The following is a 20,285-nucleotide window of genomic DNA, read 5'->3' on the forward strand; positions in this document are numbered from 1 at the left end:
TCATACCTCTTTTTCTGTTTACGGCAGGATTTTCTTGAGTAAGAGCTCAAGCGTTGCCACTTCATCTGCCGATAAGTTTTTTGTCAGTTCCTGGTGCAGTGTTTGTCCTACTAATTGATGACATTGCTCACACATGGCCGCGCCATCGCTGGTCAGTTTCACCAGTACGCCACGTTTGTCATTCGGGTTAGGGCTTCGTTCTATCCATCCTTTACAGACGAGACGATCCAGCATGCGGGTTAACGCACCCAGATCGACAGAGAGCACCTTTTTCAGCTCAACCGGCGTGATACACACTTCGCAGCGAATGGAACACAGCACTTTGAACTGTGTTGCGGTGATATCCAGCGGTGACAGATAGTCATTGAGCAGGCGATCTTTTTTCTGGTTAACCATATGAATAAGACGACCCAGTGGAATTATGTCGTTAAAGAGGTCACTGGTGCTTTTCACAATGGTTGCCCTGGCAAGTAGTTTAGTCACGGCAGATATTATTGCTCAGGCAAGTATAAGTCAACTGAATGAATCGGCCGATGCCACGAAATGCTAAAACGCTTCAGGAACTTATTCTGTACGCTTTTAAATCATACAGATAATCTGGGGTTATGAATTACGCGAGACAATTATGGTTACGCTGTCGGATGGCTCCGGACGAGGATTTGCCCCTATAATTGCGATGTTGAATAAGGATAAGGACTGCGGTGCATTATGTTGGATTTGATTAAAGCAGTGGGGCTTGGACTGGTGGTGTTGCTGCCGCTGGCGAACCCGTTAACGACGGTGGCGCTTTTTCTGGGGCTGGCGGGGAACATGAACAGCGCAGAGCGCAATCAGCAGTCGATGATGGCCTCTGTCCATGTCTTTGCCATAATGATGGTGGCTTATTACGCCGGGCAACTGGTGATGAATACCTTTGGTATTTCGATTCCCGGTCTGCGTATTGCTGGCGGGCTGATTGTGGCCTTTATTGGTTTCCGGATGCTGTTCCCGGCGCATAAAGCGCACGAATCCCCGGAAGCCAAAAGCAAATCGGAAGAGCTTGAAAGCGAACCGAGCGCCAACATCGCGTTTGTGCCGTTAGCCATGCCGAGCACGGCGGGGCCGGGGACGATTGCGATGATCATCAGTTCCGCCTCAACGGTGCGTGATGGGTCGACATTTCCGCACTGGGTTATCACCGTTGCGCCGCCGATCATTTTTGCGCTTATCGCTATTATCGTCTGGGGGTCATTGCGCAGCTCCGGGGCGATTATGCGCTGGGTGGGTAAGGGGGGGATTGAAGCTATCTCCCGACTGATGGGTTTTCTGCTGGTCTGTATGGGCGTGCAGTTTATTATTAACGGCGTGCTGGAGATTGTTAAGACGTATCATTGAGAACGTTGCCGGGTGGCGGCTTCGCCTTACCCGGCCTACTCGCAATGGATATAATTCTTATGAATATAAAGCGATGCGTCTTCTGCAACCACTCCTCTGGCAACGAGAATGGGTATCTATGATTGTCAGACCAAAATGACAGATGAAAGATTCCGTTATCTTGGCGGTGATGAAGAACACGGATATTAATGCTTCGTAGGCCGGGTAAGGCGAAGCCGCCACCCGGCATAACAAACGTCAACCGTGGCTGGACTGTTCTTCCATCGCGACCGGCCATTTACGGAAGATAAGCACCGACCAGATCAGCGCGATCAGCGCCGGAATCGCCCCGAGATAACCAATGGCCGACATCGATACATGCAGGCTGATCTGATTTCCCACCAGCGCACCGGCTCCAATCCCCAGATTAAAAATCCCGGAGAAGAGCGACATCGCTACGTCCGTGGCGTCCGGGGCCAGCGCCAGCACTTTGACCTGCATTCCCAGACCAATAATCATGATTGCCACGCCCCAGAACAGACTGAGGATCGCCAGATGACTCTCGCTGCCTGCCGCAGGCATCAGTAACAGCAGGCATGCCAGCAGCAGACCAATCGCACTGCTTACCAGCGCAGACGCGTGCTTATTGCCCAGCTTCCCGAACAGGATGCTGCCGATAATCCCCGCGCCGCCCAGGATCAGCAGCAGAACGGTGGCAAAGTTAGCGCTAAAGCCCGCCACAACCTGAACAAACGGCTCAATATAGCTGTAGGCCGTGTAATGGGCGGTCACCACAATCACGGTCAGCAGATAGATGCTCATCAGCGCCGGTCGACGCATCAGCAGCGGCAGACTTTTCAGCGAGCCGGAGTGTTCGCTGGGCAGTTTTGGCAGCAGTTTGATCAGACACACCAGGGTGATCAGCGCCCCCATGCCGATGGCAAAGAAGGTGGTGCGCCAGCCGAAGTATTGTCCCACAATGCGCCCGATCGGCAGGCCTAACACCATCGCCAGCGCCGTACCGGTGGCAATCAGGCTCAGCGCCTGGGCGCGTTTTCCCGCCGGAGCCAGACGAATGGCGAGGGACGCGGTGATCGACCAGAAAACGGCATGGGCAAACGCGATGCCAACGCGGCTGATGACCAGTACGGTAAAGTTCCATGCCATAAATGACAGCACATGGCTGGCAATGAACACCACAAACAGCCCAATCAGCAGCTTACGGCGTTCCATCTGGCTGGTCAGCAGCATAAACGGCAGCGACATCAGCGCCACCACCCATGCATAGATGGTCAACATAATGCCAACCTGTGCCGTTTCCATATGGAAGCTGGCGGCGATGTCGGACAACAGCCCAACCGGAACAAATTCCGTGGTGTTGAAAATAAACGCGGCGATGGCGAGCGTGACCACGCGTAGCCACGCGACTCTGCGGGAAACCGTGTGTGTTGTCATAGGGATATCTGGGATTCGTTGCCTGAAAGATGAGGAGACGATCTTAAAGCCTTAAACGGCGAAAACTCAACCGTTATGTGATGTGAATCACAAAATTTACCTTCATGCAGCGGTAGCGAACGGGGTTGTTTTCATCGAAGATAAAGAACAACACAACAAAAACAGGCGGTAACACGATGCAGGAGATTGATTTTTATCTGGTAGATGCGTTCAGCGCGTCCTCCTTTGGCGGCAACCCGGCGGTGGTGTGCCCGCTCGACGCGTGGCTGCCGGATGAGACGTTACTGCGAATGGCACAACAGCATAACCAGTCAGAAACCGCGTTTTTTGTGTGTACCAAAGGGGGGATCGAGTTGCGCTGGTTCACCACGCTCACCGAGGTTAATCTCTGTGGTCACGCGACGCTTGCCGCGGCGTATGTACTGTTTCACGAACTGGATTATCCGGACTCACGCCTTCATTTTGACACCGCCTCTGGTCGCCTGACCGTCAGTCGTGAAGGTGACTGGATGACGCTGGACTTCCCGGCCTGCCCGACGCAGGCACAGACGCCGCCACCGGAGATGCTCACCGCACTCGGTATCAGCCACTACGTCGAGGCGCGAAAAGGCCGCGCCTGGGTGCTGGTACTGGAAAGCCGCGAGCAGGTTGAAGCCCTTAATCCGGGTTTCTCCGCCATGACGCCGGGCGAGCATAAAGTGGCCGTCACTGCCCGGGACGAGGGGGAATACGACTTTGTCAGCCGTTTCTTCTCGCCAGGCGTGGCCGTGCCGGAAGATCCTGTCACCGGCTCCGCGCACACCATGCTGATCCCGTACTGGAGTGAACGGCTTGGCAAAACACAGATGTTTGCCCGCCAGGTTTCTGCCCGTGGTGGCGACGTACGCTGCGAACTCAAGGGCGACCGCGTGCGGATGGGCGGGCAGGCGGCACTGTATCTGAAGGGCACAGTATTTCTGCGCTGAACAAATCTAAGAGGAACCAACGATGCAGGAAATTGATTTTTATCTGGTAGATGCCTTCAGCGACAGGGCGTTCGGCGGCAATGCGGCGGCGGTGTGTCCGCTGGAAGCGTGGCTGCCGGATGAGACGCTGCTGAAGATGGCGAAGCAGCATAATCAGTCAGAGACGGCGTTCTTTGTCCGAACGGATAACGGGTTTGAACTGCGCTGGTTTACCACGCAGGATGAAATTAACCTCTGCGGCCACGCAACCCTCGCGGCTTCTCACGTTATTTTCGAATACCTGGATTATCCGCATACGGAAATCACCTTCACCACGCGCTTTGTCGGCGAACTGACGGTACAACGCAGCGGCGACTGGCTGACGCTTAATTTCCCGGCGTGGTCAACCGAGGTTGTCGATACTCCACCCGCAGTGCTGTTCAGCGCGCTGGGCATTAACGCGGCAAACGAGGTGCGTGTGGGGCGTGACTACATGGTGGTGCTCGACAGCCAGCGTCAGGTGGAGGCGCTGACGCCGGATATCGCGGCCATGCTCCCGCTGGGGAAAATGGTCTGCGTTACGGCGCGGGGGGATGAGTATGATTTCGTCAGCCGTTTCTTCTGCCCAGGGGAAGGGGTGCCGGAAGATCCGGTGACGGGATCAGCTCACAGCATGCTGATCCCGTACTGGAGCGAAAAGCTCGGTAAAACGCAGATGTCGGCCCGCCAGGTCTCCTTGCGCGGCGGGGATCTGCGCTGCGAGCTGAAAGGCGACCGCGTGCTGATTGGCGGGCAGGCCACGCTGTATATGAAGGGAAAAATTTTCCTTCGACTCCAGGACTACGTTCATCATTAACAACTGGGCGCTGGTGGCTGACGTTCGTTTAGCAGCCCTATAAACGCCTCAAGCTGGCGAGTCATCGCCCCGCGCCGCCACACCAGCCAGGTGGTGAGCCAGCGCCAGTTTTCCGCCAGCGGCCACGCCGCCACCTGATGATGCCCCGGCATGCTCTCCAGCATGGAGCGGGGCATCAGCGCAATGCCTGCCCCGGCAATCACACAGGCGAGCATCCCGTGATAGGACTCCATCTCATGGATCCTTCCCGGCGTTACGCGGTCGGCATGGAACCAGCTCTCCAGATGACGCCGGTAAGAACAGTTGGCGCGAAAGGCATACACGTCGCTGCCGCTCACCTGCGTGGCTTTTGATACTTCTACGTGACCCGCAGGGGTGACCAGCATCATCTCTTCCCGGTAAACCGGCATCCCTTCCAGTTCCGGGTGCGAGAGCGGCCCGTCGACAAAGGCGGCGCTGAGCGTCCCCTCAAGCACGCCGTCAATCATCGTGCCGGAGGGCCCGGTAGACAACGCAAACTGAATGCGCGGATAGCGCTGGTTAAACCGCGCCAGACTTTCCGGAATGCGTACGGCGGCGGTACTTTCCAGCGCGCCGAGCGAGAATAATCCCTGCGGTTCATCCCCGGCGACGACCATTCGCGCTTCGTCAACCAGCGCCAGGATCTGCTTGCTGTAGCGCAAAAAATTGTGCCCGGCGGGGGAAAGCCGCAGGCGTTGATTCTCGCGAATAAACAGCTCCACGCCGAGATCCGCTTCTAGCTTTCGGATGCGGGTGGTGAGGTTTGACGGCACCCGGTGTACCTTCTGCGCCGCCTGGGTAATGCTGCCGGTCAGTGCGACGGCGTTAAACATCTCAAGCTGAGTTAAGTCCATACCGTTCTCGTATTGTGAATAAGGTGGTGAGTATTATTCATTTTTAAGAAATAGCAGAGTAGGCCACAATCAATCAACTGTTATTACGTGGAGAACATCATGACCTATTCATCTGCTACCCATGCCCACTCTGTCAACCCGGCTACCGGCGAAACGCGGGCTGCTTACCCGTGGGCAACGTCCCATGACGTTGAGCGTGCCATTGCGCAGGCGGATACCGGTTTTCGTCAGTGGCGACGCGAAAGCGTGGCGCACCGGGCGCAAAAACTTCGCGATCTGGGTGCGGCGCTGCGTAGTCGTGCGGAAGAGATGGCGCAGACTATCTCCCGGGAGATGGGCAAGCCCATTATGCAGGCGCGTGCGGAGGTGGCTAAGTCTGCCAGCCTTTGCGACTGGTACGCTGAACACGGCCCGGCGATGCTGCACCCGGAATCTACCCAGGTCGAAAATGCGGTGATTGAGTACCGTCCGCTTGGGCCCGTTCTGGCGGTGATGCCGTGGAACTTCCCGCTCTGGCAGGTGCTGCGCGGTGCGGTGCCGATCCTGCTGGCAGGGAACAGCTATCTGCTTAAACATGCGCCTAATGTGCTCGGCTCGGCGGAGCTGATCGGGAAGGTATTCGCGGATGCCGGTTTCCCGGAGGGGGTCTTTGGCTGGGTGAACGCGACGAATGACGGCGTCAGCCAGGCGATTAACGATCGTCGTATCGCGGCGGTGACCGTAACCGGCAGCGTTCGGGCTGGTGGGGCGATTGGCGCGCAGGCGGGCGCGGCGCTGAAGAAATGCGTGCTGGAGCTGGGCGGTTCCGATCCGTTTATCGTTCTGAACGATGCCGATCTGGATCTGGCCGTCAACGCGGCGGTGGCCGGACGTTATCAGAATACCGGGCAGGTTTGCGCGGCGGCAAAACGCTTTATTGTGGAAGCGGGCGTGGCGGACGCCTTTACCCAACGCTTTGTTGACGCGGTCAAGGCGCTGAAGATGGGCGCACCGGATGAGGAAGATAACTATATTGGCCCGATGGCGCGATTTGATCTTCGCGATGAACTGCATCAGCAGGTGCAGGCTACGCTGGCGGAAGGGGCGACCCTGCTGCTGGGCGGAGAGAAGATGTCCGGGACCGGTAACTATTATGCCCCAACCGTACTCGGCGGCGTCACCCCACAGATGACGGCCTTTCGTCAGGAGCTGTTTGGTCCGGTGGCGGCAATTACCATCGCGAACGATGCGGCGCACGCATTGCAGCTGGCTAACGACAGCGATTTTGGCTTATCGGCGACGGTCTTTACCGAGAACGATGCGCTGGCTGAAACCTTTGCGCGCGAGCTGGAGTGCGGCGGGATCTTTATCAACGGCTACAGCGCCAGCGATGCGCGCGTCGCGTTTGGAGGGGTGAAGAAGAGCGGCTTCGGGCGAGAGCTTTCTCATTTCGGCCTGCATGAGTTCTGTAATGTGCAGACGGTGTGGAAGGATCGCGTCTAGTCTTGTTGCCGGGTAAGGCCAGGCCGCTACCCGGCAATTCACGTTTCCTGTCATTTTTGCGTAATGGTTCTGTCATTTTCGTTTCGTAGACTCGCTCGCGTCTAACGTATTGTTACAGAAGAAAATTATGAACCTAACGCAAATTTTTAGTCGTCTTGCGCCGCGCTTTATCCCTCGTCAGTTTGGCCTGCTGACCGGCATCTTTTGTATTATTGGCCTTTTCTCCGCCCTGCAACTCTCTTCCTCCTTCCTGCTGACCGCCTCCCTGAATGAAGCCCAGCGTAACGAACAGCGCAATCAGCTGGCCTGGCAGCAGCAGAGCAGGCTGGATCAGGCCCGTATTTCTCTGCTGGCGGCCAGCGATCTGCTCAACCGCTCCGGCGTGTACTTTATGCAGGACAAGGAGACCGGCTCGGAAGGGAGCTGGCATAGCCTGATGGACGAGGCGCAAAAATCCCTGGCTGCGTCACAGCAGGCATGGCAGGCCTGGCTCGCGCTTAATCCGCCGAAAGACGAGGGGTTGGTTAACAGCTATCAGCTGTTTTTCGACGCCATCCGAGAGCAGGCGGAGGGGCTGGTGAAAACCAACAGCATCGACCTCTTTTTCGCCGTACCCGCCCAGGCGTTTCAGACCGATTTTAATGACAATTTCGCACGCTATCAGCAACGGAGTGAGAAGCAGACGATACAGGGGCGTCAGTCGCTCATGGAACAACTCTCAGGTCTGCAACGGCTGTTCCTGTTTGCGCCGCTGGCGCTACTGGCCATTGCCATAGCCGTCTGGTTCGGAATGGCGAAGTGGGTGATATCCCCGCTACGCCGTCTGATTATCCATATTAACCAGCTTGCGGCAGGGGATTTGTCAGGCACGCCGCCTGACGTTGTGCGCTTTAACCGTGAAATCAGCCAGCTCAGCGGCAGTATTACCGCCATGCAGCGCGGGCTCCAGCAACTGGTGACCCAGGTCAGCGAGGCCACTACCTCCATGGTTGAAAATATCGGATCGCTTGCGCAGGGGAATCAGAAGCTTTATCAGCAGTCTACGCGACAGGCCAAAGAGCTGGAGGAGGTGACCGCACACATCGCCGATCTCGAAACCCACGTTGAGGGGAACACGGGTTATGCAAAACTCGCCCGCTCGCGCGCGGATGAAGCCCGACAGGCTGCCGCTGGTGGGGAGCAAATGATGTCAGCGGTGAATGGCTCGATGCAGACGATCGTCGACCGATCCTCAGAGATGCGCGGGATCGTCGCGATGATCGACAGCGTGGCGTTTCAGACCAACATTCTCGCCCTCAACGCTGCCATTGAAGCCGCCCATGCAGGAGAGCAGGGGCGCGGATTTGCGGTGGTTGCCCGGGAAGTGGGGCTGTTGGCCAGAAAAAGCAGTCACTCTACGCAAACCATCCAGGCGCTGATTAACCACTCGCTACAGGGCATTGAAGAAGGTTCTCAGGTGGTAAACCGTCTGGAAGAGAATTTGCAACAGGTCACCGGGCTGGTGGCGAATCTGAGCAGCCTGCTGAATGATATTTCGCTGGCCACCCTGAATCAGGGGGACAGCATTCATCAGATGACCCGTCAGCTTCAGGCGCTGAATCAGGTATCGCGTCGGACAGATGTGCTGGTTAGCGAAGCGTCAAATGCCTCTGAGCGCCTGCATCAGCAGTCCGATCTTTTGTTGCAGGCCGTCTCGCGTTTTCGTCTCCCTGCCTGACGTGACGTATCAGCCTCTGTTATACTCGCAGCCCGTTTTAGCCTGAGGGCAAGGAGCAAAGTGTGGCTGCGGTCATCCATAATGAGATGCTGGACGAGATTCTGGCGCAGGTTCGTCCGTTACTGGGGCAGGGTAAGGTTGCCGATTACATTCCCGCGCTGGCTTCGGTCAGCGGTAATAAGCTCGGTATCGCCATTTGTACTGTCGACGGTCAGCGTTTTCAGGCGGGAGACGCGCTTGAGCGCTTTTCGATTCAGTCGATCTCAAAAGTGCTTAGCCTCGTTGCCGCCATGCGCCAGTATGACGAGCAGGAGATCTGGCAGCGGGTGGGCAAAGATCCGTCCGGTCAGCCGTTCAACTCCCTTCTCCAGCTGGAAATCGAACAGGGTAAGCCGCGTAACCCGTTTATTAACGCCGGGGCGCTGGTGGTGTGCGATATGCTGCAAAGCCGGCTTAGCGCGCCGCGCCAGCGGATGCTCCAGATTGTGCGGCAGCTTTCCGGCGTGCAGGACATCGCCTACGATCCGGTGGTAGCGCGCTCTGAGTTTGAACACTCTGCACGTAACGCCGCCATTGCCTGGCTGATGAAGTCCTTCGGCAACTTTCATAATGACGTCGCCACGGTGCTGCAAAACTATTTTCATTACTGCGCGCTGAAGATGAACTGCGTCGAACTGGCGCAGACTTTTCTGTTTCTGGCGCATCAGGGCCATGCCCCGCATCTGGGCGAGGACGTTGTCTCCCCGATGCAGGCCCGGCAGATCAACGCCTTAATGGCAACCAGCGGGATGTATCAGAATGCCGGGGAGTTTGCCTGGCGCGTGGGGCTGCCGGCTAAATCCGGCGTTGGCGGTGGGGTCGTGGCGATTGTCCCTCACGAGATGGCGATTGCCGTCTGGAGCCCGGAACTGGACGAGACCGGAAATTCACTGGCGGGCGTGGCGGCGCTGGAACAGCTGACCAAACGCCTTGGACGGTCCGTATACTGATGTCCACGTTAGATCCTCTGTTCGCGCGCCTGGCTCGCTCCACGTTCCGTTCACGATTTCATTTAGGGACGAAAGAGCGGCAATACTGCTGGGATAAGGGCGCGGAGACTATCGATAAGCATGCTGCTGATTTTGTCGCCGCGCGGCTGGCGCCTGCACACCCGGTGAATGACGGTAAGCAGACGCCAATGCGCGGCCATCCGGTTTTTATCGCCCAGCATGCCACGGCAACCTGCTGTCGGGGCTGTCTGGCTAAGTGGCACGCTATCCCGCAGGGCGTGCCGCTGAGTGCGCAGCAGCAACAGTATATCGTCAACGTAATCCATCATTGGCTGGTCATAGAGGTAAATCGTGCCTCCTGAACTGACAATGTCTCTGTTTAAGCTACGCTTTTACTAATGCTCAGCGTCAGGAGACGTTATGAAGGCACCTCAAATTCCCGTGAATGAAGCGGAGCGCATGAATGCTCTGCGCGAGTCCGGTCTGCTTGAGATCGACAATTACCCCGCGTTTGATCGTCTTACTCGGCTGGCAACACGCTTTTTCAGGGTGCCGCTGGCGATGATTACGCTGGTGGATGACCACGCCGCGATCGTGAAGTCTGCCGACGGCCAGGTACCTGCCACCCAGCCTCGCGATCTCTCGTTTTGTGGTCATACGATCCTGGGTGACGCGCCGCTGGTGGTGAGTGACACGCAGCTGGACGAACGCTTTGCGGATAATCCGCAGGTGGTGGGAGATCCGGGCGTGCGCTTTTACGCCGGTTTCCCGCTGCGTTTACGTGACGGGGCGTGCGTGGGATCGTTGTGTCTTATTGATTACGCGCCTCGTGAGTTTACCGCGGCGGATGCCGCCGTACTGGCCGATCTCAGCGCGCTGGCAGAGGATGAATTTGCGGCCGTTAGCGCGGCCACAACCGATGAACTCACGGGGCTGTTTAACCGTCGCGGGTTTAACCAGTTTGCGCAGTTTGCACTGTCGGTTTCGCAGCGTCGGGCAGAACCCTTAACCCTTGGCTGGCTGGATCTGGACCATTTCAAAACCATTAACGATCGCTTCGGACATCAGGAGGGGGACAAAGCTCTGAAAGCTATGGCCGCCCTGATGCGTTCCTCGTTCCGCGAGGCCGATCTGCTGGTACGTTTCGGGGGAGATGAGTTCGCGGTGCTGTTTGCGGATACCGATGAGCCTGGCGCCTGGATCGCCATGCAGTATCTCGTGGAACAAACGGAAAAGTATAACGCGCGTCAGCTGCATCCCTGGTCGTTACAGTTCTCCTGGGGGCTGAGCGAGTTCGATCATCACCGCAACGATATGCAGGCATGGCTAAAACACGCGGATGCGCAAATGTACGCCATGAAGCGGCAACACCACGGCGAGAAATGACATAACGAAATCCTATGTCATCACTTATTGCGTTACAAAAATGTTAATAGCAAAGTGGAGAGATTCAACCTAAGGACGCGCAATGAACTCTCCCATGCTGATTAAACCTCTCTCCCGGCAGGACATCCTCACCCACATCGATGCCCTGAACGATATTCTCGTCAACTGTGTCAACGGCGGCGCCTCCGTCAGCTTTATGCTGCCTTTTTCTGCCGGGAAAGCCCAAACCTTCTGGGTCGGCGTCGCAGACAGCGTCGGGCGCGACGAGCGTACCGTCCTGGGCTGTTTTGATGCGGAGCAGGGGCTGGTTGGCACGGTCCAGCTGATCACCGATCAGCCTGAAAACCAGCCGCACCGTGCAGATGTCGCGAAACTGCTGGTTCATGAGAACGCGCGCCGTAAAGGGGCGGCAATGGCGCTGATGGAAGCCCTGGAGGCGGTTGCGCGTAAAAAAGCGCTTACGGTGCTGGTGCTTGATACCTCGACCGGCAGCGGCGCGGAGACGTTTTACCAGAGAGCAGGCTGGCAAAAGGCGGGGGAGATCCCACGCTACGCCCTGATGCCGAACGGGGACATGACGGCGACCTCGGTGTTCTATAAATTTCTGTGATTATTTTTCACCATCGCGTCCTGAGTTGATCCAGACAGGGGTTATGGTCCTGAAGTTTTGATAAGTTATCACACCAATCTTATCAGGCTGTATGACTAATCATAAAGGACCTCCATTGTGAACACACTCAACCGTCGTGATTTCCCCGGTGCGCGCTATCCTGAACGTATCATCCAGTTTGGCGAAGGTAACTTCCTGCGCGCGTTCGTTGACTGGCAAATCGACCTCTTAAACGAGCATACCGATCTCAATTCAGGTGTGGTGATTGTGCGGCCGATCCAGAGCGATTTTCCGCCGTCCCTGAGCACCCAGGATGGTCTGTATACCACGATTATTCGTGGTCTGAATGAGCAGGGGGAAGCGGTAAGCGATGCGCGTCTTATTCGTTCCGTGAATCGTGAAATCAGCGTCTACAGCCAGTACGATGAATTTCTGAAGCTCGCCCATAACCCGGACATGCGGTTTGTCTTCTCCAATACCACGGAGGCGGGGATCAGCTATCACGCGGGGGATAAGTTTGACGATGCGCCAGCTGTCAGCTATCCGGCCAAACTGACGCGTCTGCTGTTCGAGCGCTTTACCCACTTTAACGGGGCAGCGGATAAAGGCTGGATTATCATTCCTTGCGAACTCATCGACTACAACGGCGATGCCCTGCGTGAACTGGTGCTGCGCTATGCACAGGAGTGGGCGCTGCCGGCGGCATTCATTGCGTGGCTGAATGATGCTAACACTTTCTGTTCGACGCTGGTTGACCGCATTGTTACCGGCTATCCGAGTGATGAGGTGGCAGAGCTGGAAGCCGGGCTGGGCTATCACGACAGCTTCCTCGACACGGCGGAACATTTCTATCTGTTTGTTATTCAGGGGCCGAAATCACTTGCAGCTGAACTGCGCCTGGATAAATACCCGCTCAACGTCCTGATTGTTGACGATATCAAGCCGTATAAAGAGCGTAAGGTGGCGATCCTCAACGGCGCGCACACGGCGCTGGTTCCGGTCGCTTTTCAGGCCGGCCTGGATACGGTAGGGGAAGCCATGAACGACGCGGAAATTTGCGCGTTCGTAGAGAAGGCTATTTATGAGGAGATTATTCCGGTCCTGGATCTGCCGCGCGACGAGCTGCACTCCTTCGCCAGTGCCGTAACGGGGCGTTTCCGAAATCCGTACATTAAGCATCAGCTGCTGTCGATTGCCCTGAACGGGATGACCAAGTACCGCACCCGCATTCTGCCGCAACTGCTGGCAGGGCAGAAGGCGACCGGCAAACTGCCAGCACGTCTGACCTTTGCTCTGGCGGCGCTGATTGCATTTTACCGTGCCGAGCGCAACGGTGAGCGCTATCCGGTGCAGGACGATGCGCACTGGCTTGAACGTTACCAGCAGTTGTGGACGCAACATCACGACAAACAGGTCACTACCCGTGAACTGGTATCGTCAGTGTTAAGCGTGAGCGAGCACTGGGAACAGGATCTCACTCTGGTGAACGGACTGGTAGACCAGGTTGTGCTGGATCTGGATGCAATTTTAAGCAAAGGCATGCGCGATGCGGTAAAACCGCTCTGCTAATCATAATGCCCGGCGTTGGCCGGGTTTTTTAGAGACCCAATTTAGTTACAACATACTATACGTTCTTTTTTTAAAAAGCACATGCAGCACCGTGCGGTTGAGGCTTAACAGGTCAGAAAATGCAATGAACTATTAACATGCTTGCAACCGTGAGGGGGATCACGTTTAATAGCCGCGCTCTTTACTTTTCTGAAGCTGATTATGATTGTTCGTCCTCAACAGCACTGGCTGCAACTGATTTTTGTCTGGCATGGTTCGGTACTTCCCAAAATTTATACCCGACTGCTGCTTAACTTCCTGCTTTCCATCGCCGTGATTGTCATGCTGCCGTGGTACACCTCGCTGGGTATCCGGTTTACCGTCGCGCCGTTCAGCATTCTGGGCGTGGCTATCGCCATCTTCCTGGGATTTCGCAATAACGCCTGTTATTCGCGCTACGTTGAGGCGCGTCTGCTTTGGGGGCAGTTGATGATAGCGGCGCGCTCGCTGTTTCGCGAGGTAAAAAACACCTTGCCGGATGATAAACATCTTGGAGAGTTTGTCCGCCTGCAAATCGCGTTTGCTAACTGTCTGCGTATGACCCTTCGCAGAGAAACCAATGCCGATCAGCTGTCCCGCTATCTGGCTCCTGACGATTTACGCAAAGTGATGGACGCCAACTCGCCGGCGAACCGTATCCTGCTGATCATGGGGGAGTGGCTGGCCGTACGGCGGCGTAGCGGGCACCTTTCAGACATTCTGTTTCACAGCCTCAACAACCGCCTGAATGATATGTCCATCGTGCTGGCTGGCTGTGAGCGTATCGCCAATACGCCAGTCCCGTTTGCCTATACGCTGATCCTGCACCGGACGGTGTATCTGTTCTGCATCATGCTGCCGTTTGCGCTGGTAGTTGATCTGCATTACATGACGCCCTTTGTCTCTGCGCTGATTTCCTACACCTTTATCTCGCTGGACACGCTGGCGGAAGAGCTGGAAGATCCGTTTGGGACGGAAGATAACGATCTGCCGCTGGACGCCATCTGCAACATGATGGAGCGCGATCTGTTGCAGATGAACGATGAAGAGAATATCCCTGAAAGACTGATGCCTGATAAGCATTATCAGCTGACCTGACGGGCATTCCACTCGTCGCGGGTGATTTCCCACAGCTCCGAATCCAGCAGGCCGCTGACATAGGCTTTCTTCTCCGTCCTGATGAGCCGCATGCCGCTGCTGTCTGAAATACGTCGGGAGCGGCTGTTGGCCGCCGCTTTCGGCGCGCGTAACACCGGTTTATTGAGCGTATTGAACCAGTAATCCGTGGCCGCAATACTCGCCTCGCGCATATATCCCTGGCCCTGAAATTCCGGCGCGAGCCAGAAGCCCCGATTGTTGTCCTCCACGTCATACAGGCAAATCAACCCCATCAGTTCGTCAGGCGCTTCGCGACGGCGAATCGTCCAGAACCACGCAATACCTTTGGCCATATCGGGCAGTGCAACGTTGTTGACATAATTTTCTGCACCGTTTTCCGGGTAGGGCCAGGGGACTGAAGCCACCATATAGCGGACAATCTCCCAGCGCGGATAGCGTTGCTGGATCTGGACGGCATCGGCGGCAACAAGGGGTTTAAGTAATAAGCGTTCTGTCGTAAGCGTGGGTATCGTCATCCGGTGATCTCCATATTTGAGCGTTATCATTTGTTTGGGTTCTGATATTTCATCAATATCACATTCCAGTTGGTCGTGCTTTTGTTATTCAGATTTATCCATAAAGGAGTATGTAATGCCAAGAAAAGCCAGGCCCGAAGAAGCCGAAACACTCTGGCACGTCCGTAACGAAGCGATGCGCCATGGCTGTATAATCTATTACGACGCAGAAGTGATTGCGCGCTGGACGTCAGAAAAGATGCCTGAACATTACCGTACCTCCAGGTCGATTTCGTGTTATAGGCCTGCCCATGCAGGAGCTGAACTGCTCCCAAATGGAGCTACGGTTTACGAAGTTCAATAGCTTATTTACATTTGCTTACATAAATACACTTTCTTTACATTAAGTAATGTAAGATATTTTTTTAGCACAAAATGCAAAACTAAATTAAATGGAGATGATTTATGTCGAATATAAGAGCATTAAGCCTTAATGAGATAGCATTAGTAAGTGGCGGCAATGGAAGCGGTAATTATGAAGGTGCCGGTAGTCGTAACACCAGCTCTAAACCTGGTAATTCAAAAGGAAACAATGGCTCTATTTACAAGGGCGTTGACTCATGCGGCGCAGGAATCATCGGTGGTCTAATCGCCGGCTCTCCTGGGGGGCCAGTGGGTATGACCGCTGGGGTAATTGGTGGAGCTATAGCTGGTCAGTGCACAAAAGATAGTTTTTCAGATCGTGGTAGTAAAGATAAAAGTAATAATTACAACGGCCCCGGACAATGCCGTTGGTAAGTAATTTGAGTTGTGTGTGATAATAATTTAAAAGCTCATTATAACTGAATGTTATTCTAGGTGTTTCGATATTTAATGATTATTCGAAGTAGTCATGATGAGCTATAATTTTTGATAAAGTTAATGTAATCACAAGTATCGGGTTAAGCATGAAACAATTTTTAAATTTCCTAATTTACTTATTTTTTTTCATTATCGCATTTACCCTTTTGAAATATGCTGAAGTTCTTGAGTTTGACGAAGTATCACGGCCAGGGATTATATCAAGGTTTCTTATTGCGTTGATTGTATTAATAGCAGTAACTCGATGGGGCGTTAACTTGATGAATAGGTTTAAAAGTAAATAAAGTACACTCCGATAAAAATTGTTGTGTTGCAGAATGGAATCATTACAAATGTTCACTGAAGTTAAAGTGCATGATATCAAAAAATGATTACGATATCATAGCCATATTTGTTGATTCTTATATAAAATATGAATTAATAATAGGTTGAACATGATAATCTTTAGGCATGTCTATCCATTCATTTATAGTAAGAAAAACGTAATTGTTCTTTTTATTGCGTCTGTTATCTCAATAATAATTACGTTATCGCCATCCATAACCCTCCGCTATCTTACTCTCGATGTGTCATTTTTCTTATTGTTTATTGCGGAATTTTCAATTGCATTTTTCTTGTATATTTTTTACTTAAGGAAGTTGGATGGTTTTAAATTACGCCCAAGTAGAGATTTAACTTCAATAAAATTTTCTATTGTTGTGTTGTTTGTCATTTTGCTGGTTCAGTATAATGTTTATCTTTACAGGGATAATTTATATCATTATGGACCTTCCCATATTAGTTTTATAGCATTTATAATAGCCACCTTCGTAGTCCCATATTATGAGGAGATTATATACAGGGGCTGTATCTTCGGTGTTTTCCACTCAATTTTTAATAAAAAGTATATTATCCCATGTATATTGACTTCATTGTCTTTTTGTCTGATGCATGGACAGTATTATAACATTTTAGATCAATCCATTCTTTTTTTGGTGTCAATATTGCTATTAATAGTTAGAATAAGAAGCAGAGGGCTTTTTTATCCTATTATAATTCATTCGTGCATGAATGCTTTTGTTTTGTCGTTAAATTTTTGAAGGGTATTTGGGATATGAATATCTTCAGGGAAGAGGCTTTAAATCATCAAACAGATTCTGATTATGGTGAGATTGTCTTACCTGCGTCATTCGGTTTATCAGTAAGCGCACTCACAACGTTATTCATATTTCTGTGCCTGATACTCTTTATTCTTTATGGTAGCTATACACGTAAGGCTCACCTTTCCGGAATCGTTATGCCCTCATCCGGGCTGGTAAAAATCACTCCTCAATATGCTGGCTACGTAACCAAATTGACCGCCTCAGAAGGTCAACACATTATTGCCGGTGAGACTCTTTATCATATCAGCGGTGAACATTTCAACGAACAGGGGGCAGGTACACTCGCTGCTATAAGACTTTCCCTACAAACTCAGTTTACAATGCTGACTTCTCAACAGACCCTGGAATTGCGTGACAACAGTCAGCAGCAGCATGCCATACAACAGCGAATAGTTTCCCTGAAACCTCAGGTTAAAAGTGCAGAAAAGCGTCTGTCACTTGCCGTGCATCAGGCTGCGCTGGCCGTGTCTGTTATGGAGCGCTATAAGAAACTTGCTGATACGCATTACGTATCAGATATCGAATACCAGCAGAAGCAGATTGACGTTTCAACGTCACAGCAAAACGTTGAGGATCAGCGTCAGGGGCTTCTGCAACTGCACACCGCGATGGAGGCTGCTAAAGACGACCTTGACCATCTCATCGTTCAGGGTGAAAGCCGGAAGGCTGAAATGGACAGGCAGTTGCAGGTGATCAGGCAACAGCAGGACGAACTGGCAGGTAAGGAAAATTTCACGCTGACTTCACCGGTATCCGGAACCGTTGCTGCCGTGCTGGTCAGACAGGGACAGTCTGTCAGGGCATCTGAACCTGTCATGACCCTCATTCCCGACAATGCCCGTTTGCAGATAGAACTCTATGCTACCAGTCAGAATGCTGGCTTTATTCAGGCGGGGCAGCGTGTTGCCCTGCGGTTCTCTGCCTTCCCCTATCAGAAGTTTGGTGTGCAGTACGGGACTATCCGTGAAATAAGCCATACAACGCTGACATCTTCTGATTTACTCTCCGTATCTCCTGTGACCTGGAAGGAGAATGAAGGTCATTACCGCGTCATCGTTGAACCTGAAAATACTTTTATTCTGGCTTATGGGAAACAGGAAGCCCTGCGCCCCGGCATGGTTCTTGAGGGGGATGTCAGCCTGGATACCCGCAATTTGTGGGAGTGGCTGACTGAGCCGCTCTGGAGCCTGAAAGGAAAGCTGTGATGGATACACTTAAATGGACCGGGAGAAAACAGCTTCCTCTCACCCGACAGACAGAGTCAGCGGAATGTGGTCTGGCATGCCTGGTCATGATGGCCTGCTGGCATGGTCTGCAAACAGACTTACCCACACTGCGCGAACGTTTCAGTATCAGCTCACAAGGGATGACCCCGCAGAGACTGACTGAATGTGCGGCCGGTATCGGATTATCCAGCCGGGCAGTTCGGCTGGAGCTTGAGGACCTAAGATCCCTTTCTCTCCCGTGTATTCTCCACTGGAACATGAATCATTTTGTTGTGCTACATAAAGTTCGCGGAAGCAGGCTGGTTATTCATGATCCGGAAAAGGGAAAAGTAACGCTCTCCCTACAGGATGCTGGAAAACATTTCACCGGCGTCGCGCTGGAGCTGATGCCAGCCAGTGATTTTACCGCTCGGGATGAAAGGAAAAAAATCCATCTGCGCCAACTGACAGGTAAAACACCGGGTCTGTTGTCGGCAATGTCGCGAATTATCGTTTTTGCCGTGGCACTCGAAATCCTGACACTGGGAAGCCCGCTTCTCAACCAGCTGGTGATTGATGAAGTCCTGGTGGCTGCCGACCAGAGTTTGTTGACCGTCATTATTATTGCGCTTCTGCTGATGTCACTGACCCAGATGCTGCTGTCACTGGCCCGCCAGTGGGCGAGTATTACACTGTCCGTCAATTTTAACATGCAGTGGACAGCACGGGTTTTCCATCATCTGGTCCATCTTCCTCTGGCCTGGTTTGATGCACGCAGTAAGGGGAGTATTAATGCTCGTTTTGAGGCGGTAGATACCATCCAGCAGGCGCTGACTACGCAAGTGCTGGAAGGTATTCTGGATGTGTTGCTCGTGGTGACTGCGCTTTGCATGATGCTGCTGTACAGTCCTGAAATGACATTGATCGCCGTACTTGCAGCCATTTTCTATGGTGTGTTGAGGGCACTGTGGTATCCGTCCCTTCGACAGTCGGCAGAAGATGCCTGGGATGCAGGTGCCAAGGAGTCCGGGCATTTTCTTGAAACACTCAACGGGATCCTCAGCCTGAGAATTAACGGTGTGACGGCACATCGTGAGGCCGCCTGGCTGAATCTCAACGTTGCCCGCAGAAATACGCAGTTGCGTCAGAGCCGTCTGCTGATGTGCTATGACATTGCTCAAACTCTTACCGGCAGCGTGGTATCAGCAATCATTTTGTGGAAAGGCGCCGGGGAGGTATTGAATGGAACCTTCACCGTCGGCATGCTGGTTGCTTATTTATCCTATCAGACGCGTTTTTCTTCCAGTATCAGTAGCCTGACTGATAAGTTTTTTTCCTGGCGTATGCTCGATGTTTACAACGAACGACTGGCTGATATTGTACTGACCCCGACAGAAGGCCTTCAGCAACAGCCTTTTCGTGAGCATAACAACGCTTCGCACATTCCTTCTGTATCCCGCAGGGAGATGGATGAATATGCTCATGCTCCTCTAGTACTTGAGCACATCATCTTCAGCCACAAGGGAGGGGAAAATCCGATAATCGGCGGGGTGTCGCTGACACTCAATCCCGGAGAAGTCGTTGCCATTACAGGTAAATCCGGATGCGGGAAAACGACACTGGTGAAGCTTATCCTTGGGATCCACATCCCTGATGAGGGCAGGATCAGGGCATTTGGCATATTGCATACGCATCCGGATTATTTTCAGGTTCGTCAGCGTATCGGTACCGTACTGCAGGATGACCATCTTTTCAAAGGTTCTGTAGCAGATAACATTATTTTTTTCAGTGATGACCGAAATTATGAACGAATGATCCAGTGCGCAAGACTGGCACTTATCGACAGCGATGTTATGGCAATGCCGATGGGGTATCAGACGCTGATTGGTGAAACCGGCGGAGGGCTTTCCGGAGGACAAAAACAACGCATTCTGCTGGCAAGGGCGTTGTACAAGAAACCGGGATTCCTGTTACTGGATGAAGCGACCAGCCACCTTGATGTTGAGAGTGAAATCCGGATAAGCCAGACCTTACGTCAACTGGGGCTTCCTGTTCTGCTGATAGCCCATCGCCCGGAAACCATAGCCTCTGCAGACCGGGTTTTGTATCTGGCAGACGGCTACTTAACGGAGCTGAATCTCCAGCATACAGTCAATAATGGCGAGTCTGTTTGTGAATATACTAATGACGTGATGGCAAAAAATTAACCT

General features: G+C 53.2%; 19 protein-coding genes. 15 read left to right on the forward strand and 4 right to left on the reverse strand.

The genetic code is table 11. The annotated features are described in order from the left end of the window. Positions 1-18: 18 nt before the first annotated feature. Complete coding sequence (marR, locus tag IMQ56_RS14365; protein ID WP_017383983.1) at positions 19-453, reverse strand: multiple antibiotic resistance transcriptional regulator MarR; 435 nt, start codon at positions 451-453, stop codon at positions 19-21. Between the two features lie 255 nt (positions 454-708). Here marR and IMQ56_RS14370 point away from each other — a divergent pair, with 255 nt between their 5' ends. Then, positions 709-1,374: a MarC family NAAT transporter gene (locus IMQ56_RS14370; RefSeq protein WP_196063986.1), complete on the forward strand. Its 666-nt coding sequence runs from the start codon at positions 709-711 to the stop codon at positions 1,372-1,374. 237 nt (positions 1,375-1,611) lie between these two features. On the opposite strand, the gene IMQ56_RS14375 is transcribed toward IMQ56_RS14370, so the two are convergent. After that, positions 1,612-2,808 (reverse strand): sugar transporter, encoded by a 1,197-nt coding sequence (locus IMQ56_RS14375; protein ID WP_023296611.1) that lies wholly within the window; start codon positions 2,806-2,808, stop codon positions 1,612-1,614. A 176-nt stretch (positions 2,809-2,984) separates the two neighbouring features. On the opposite strand from IMQ56_RS14375, the gene IMQ56_RS14380 reads away from it, so the two are divergent. Continuing rightward, on the forward strand, positions 2,985-3,773 hold the full coding sequence (locus tag IMQ56_RS14380; RefSeq protein ID WP_039270760.1) for a PhzF family phenazine biosynthesis protein: 789 nt from the start codon (positions 2,985-2,987) through the stop codon (positions 3,771-3,773). 22 nt (positions 3,774-3,795) lie between these two features. After that, a complete protein-coding gene (locus IMQ56_RS14385; protein WP_196063985.1) occupies positions 3,796-4,608 on the forward strand; it encodes a PhzF family phenazine biosynthesis protein in 813 nt (270 codons plus the stop codon). Here IMQ56_RS14385 and IMQ56_RS14390 read toward each other — a convergent pair. Next, on the reverse strand, positions 4,605-5,483 hold the full coding sequence (locus IMQ56_RS14390; RefSeq protein ID WP_196063984.1) for a LysR family transcriptional regulator: 879 nt from the start codon (positions 5,481-5,483) through the stop codon (positions 4,605-4,607). The two genes, IMQ56_RS14385 and IMQ56_RS14390, sit on opposite strands and share 4 nt — an antisense overlap. 99 nt (positions 5,484-5,582) lie before the next feature. Between IMQ56_RS14390 and sad the strand changes: the two genes are divergently transcribed. The 8 genes from sad to IMQ56_RS14430 all read left to right on the forward strand — a co-directional run bounded on the left by sad (position 5,583) and on the right by IMQ56_RS14430 (position 14,352). Beyond that, positions 5,583-6,965, forward strand: coding sequence for a succinate-semialdehyde dehydrogenase (gene sad / locus IMQ56_RS14395; protein WP_196063983.1), 1,383 nt, complete (start codon positions 5,583-5,585; stop codon positions 6,963-6,965). A 127-nt stretch (positions 6,966-7,092) separates the two neighbouring features. Continuing rightward, on the forward strand, positions 7,093-8,682 hold the full coding sequence (locus IMQ56_RS14400; RefSeq protein WP_023296615.1) for a methyl-accepting chemotaxis protein: 1,590 nt from the start codon (positions 7,093-7,095) through the stop codon (positions 8,680-8,682). A 62-nt stretch (positions 8,683-8,744) separates the two neighbouring features. Beyond that, on the forward strand, positions 8,745-9,671 hold the full coding sequence (gene glsB / locus IMQ56_RS14405; protein ID WP_023303730.1) for a glutaminase B: 927 nt from the start codon (positions 8,745-8,747) through the stop codon (positions 9,669-9,671). Continuing rightward, positions 9,671-10,033 carry a DUF4186 domain-containing protein gene (locus IMQ56_RS14410; RefSeq protein ID WP_003857163.1) on the forward strand — a complete coding sequence of 121 codons (363 nt, stop codon included), beginning with the start codon at positions 9,671-9,673 and terminating at the stop codon, positions 10,031-10,033. The genes glsB and IMQ56_RS14410 overlap by 1 nt, the downstream gene beginning before the upstream one ends. A 58-nt stretch (positions 10,034-10,091) precedes the next feature. Beyond that, on the forward strand, positions 10,092-11,057 hold the full coding sequence (locus tag IMQ56_RS14415; protein ID WP_048220057.1) for a sensor domain-containing diguanylate cyclase: 966 nt from the start codon (positions 10,092-10,094) through the stop codon (positions 11,055-11,057). 82 nt (positions 11,058-11,139) lie between these two features. Next, a complete protein-coding gene (locus IMQ56_RS14420) occupies positions 11,140-11,667 on the forward strand; it encodes a GNAT family N-acetyltransferase (protein WP_150325890.1) in 528 nt (175 codons plus the stop codon). 117 nt (positions 11,668-11,784) lie between these two features. Beyond that, on the forward strand, positions 11,785-13,236 hold the full coding sequence (locus IMQ56_RS14425; RefSeq protein WP_150325889.1) for a tagaturonate reductase: 1,452 nt from the start codon (positions 11,785-11,787) through the stop codon (positions 13,234-13,236). A gap of 201 nt (positions 13,237-13,437) precedes the next feature. Beyond that, entirely contained in the window at positions 13,438-14,352 is a 915-nt protein-coding gene (locus IMQ56_RS14430; RefSeq protein ID WP_003857155.1) for a bestrophin family protein, read from the forward strand. Here IMQ56_RS14430 and IMQ56_RS14435 read toward each other — a convergent pair. After that, a complete protein-coding gene (locus tag IMQ56_RS14435; protein ID WP_023303733.1) occupies positions 14,340-14,888 on the reverse strand; it encodes a GNAT family N-acetyltransferase in 549 nt (182 codons plus the stop codon). The genes IMQ56_RS14430 and IMQ56_RS14435 overlap by 13 nt on opposite strands. 444 nt (positions 14,889-15,332) lie before the next feature. Here IMQ56_RS14435 and IMQ56_RS14440 point away from each other — a divergent pair, with 444 nt between their 5' ends. The 4 genes from IMQ56_RS14440 to IMQ56_RS14455 all read left to right on the forward strand — a co-directional run bounded on the left by IMQ56_RS14440 (position 15,333) and on the right by IMQ56_RS14455 (position 20,282). After that, positions 15,333-15,665: a hypothetical protein gene (locus IMQ56_RS14440; protein WP_071524110.1), complete on the forward strand. Its 333-nt coding sequence runs from the start codon at positions 15,333-15,335 to the stop codon at positions 15,663-15,665. 497 nt (positions 15,666-16,162) lie between these two features. Continuing rightward, the gene (locus IMQ56_RS14445) at positions 16,163-16,807 is read left to right on the forward strand and encodes a type II CAAX endopeptidase family protein (RefSeq protein ID WP_023300106.1); all 645 of its coding nucleotides are present in this window, start codon (positions 16,163-16,165) and stop codon (positions 16,805-16,807) included. 14 nt (positions 16,808-16,821) lie between these two features. Further along, complete coding sequence (locus tag IMQ56_RS14450; protein ID WP_032624257.1) at positions 16,822-18,075, forward strand: HlyD family efflux transporter periplasmic adaptor subunit; 1,254 nt, start codon at positions 16,822-16,824, stop codon at positions 18,073-18,075. Continuing rightward, positions 18,075-20,282 carry a peptidase domain-containing ABC transporter gene (locus IMQ56_RS14455; protein WP_196063982.1) on the forward strand — a complete coding sequence of 736 codons (2,208 nt, stop codon included), beginning with the start codon at positions 18,075-18,077 and terminating at the stop codon, positions 20,280-20,282. The genes IMQ56_RS14450 and IMQ56_RS14455 overlap by 1 nt, the downstream gene beginning before the upstream one ends. Positions 20,283-20,285: the final 3 nt, after the last annotated feature.

Source organism: Enterobacter sp. Res13-Sevr-PEC09-46 (assembly GCF_015672585.1).
Classification (GTDB): Bacteria; Pseudomonadota; Gammaproteobacteria; order Enterobacterales; family Enterobacteriaceae; genus Enterobacter; species Enterobacter hormaechei_C.

Bases quoted from the DNA above. Each gene is read 5' to 3' on its own strand.
- IMQ56_RS14370 (WP_196063986.1), top strand. From the start codon at position 709: ATGTTGGATTTGATTAAAGCAGTGGGGCTTGGACTGGTGGTGTTGCTG.
- IMQ56_RS14410 (WP_003857163.1), top strand. From the start codon at position 9,671: ATGTCCACGTTAGATCCTCTGTTCGCGCGCCTGGCTCGCTCCACGTTC.
- IMQ56_RS14400 (WP_023296615.1), top strand. From the start codon at position 7,093: ATGAACCTAACGCAAATTTTTAGTCGTCTTGCGCCGCGCTTTATCCCT.
- IMQ56_RS14415 (WP_048220057.1), top strand. From the start codon at position 10,092: ATGAAGGCACCTCAAATTCCCGTGAATGAAGCGGAGCGCATGAATGCT.
- IMQ56_RS14445 (WP_023300106.1), top strand. From the start codon at position 16,163: ATGATAATCTTTAGGCATGTCTATCCATTCATTTATAGTAAGAAAAAC.
- IMQ56_RS14385 (WP_196063985.1), top strand. From the start codon at position 3,796: ATGCAGGAAATTGATTTTTATCTGGTAGATGCCTTCAGCGACAGGGCG.
- sad (WP_196063983.1), top strand. From the start codon at position 5,583: ATGACCTATTCATCTGCTACCCATGCCCACTCTGTCAACCCGGCTACC.
- IMQ56_RS14380 (WP_039270760.1), top strand. From the start codon at position 2,985: ATGCAGGAGATTGATTTTTATCTGGTAGATGCGTTCAGCGCGTCCTCC.
- IMQ56_RS14375 (WP_023296611.1), bottom strand. From the start codon at position 2,808: ATGACAACACACACGGTTTCCCGCAGAGTCGCGTGGCTACGCGTGGTC.
- IMQ56_RS14440 (WP_071524110.1), top strand. From the start codon at position 15,333: ATGTCGAATATAAGAGCATTAAGCCTTAATGAGATAGCATTAGTAAGT.
- IMQ56_RS14455 (WP_196063982.1), top strand. From the start codon at position 18,075: ATGGATACACTTAAATGGACCGGGAGAAAACAGCTTCCTCTCACCCGA.
- IMQ56_RS14390 (WP_196063984.1), bottom strand. From the start codon at position 5,483: ATGGACTTAACTCAGCTTGAGATGTTTAACGCCGTCGCACTGACCGGC.
- IMQ56_RS14420 (WP_150325890.1), top strand. From the start codon at position 11,140: ATGAACTCTCCCATGCTGATTAAACCTCTCTCCCGGCAGGACATCCTC.
- IMQ56_RS14435 (WP_023303733.1), bottom strand. From the start codon at position 14,888: ATGACGATACCCACGCTTACGACAGAACGCTTATTACTTAAACCCCTT.
- IMQ56_RS14430 (WP_003857155.1), top strand. From the start codon at position 13,438: ATGATTGTTCGTCCTCAACAGCACTGGCTGCAACTGATTTTTGTCTGG.
- IMQ56_RS14450 (WP_032624257.1), top strand. From the start codon at position 16,822: ATGAATATCTTCAGGGAAGAGGCTTTAAATCATCAAACAGATTCTGAT.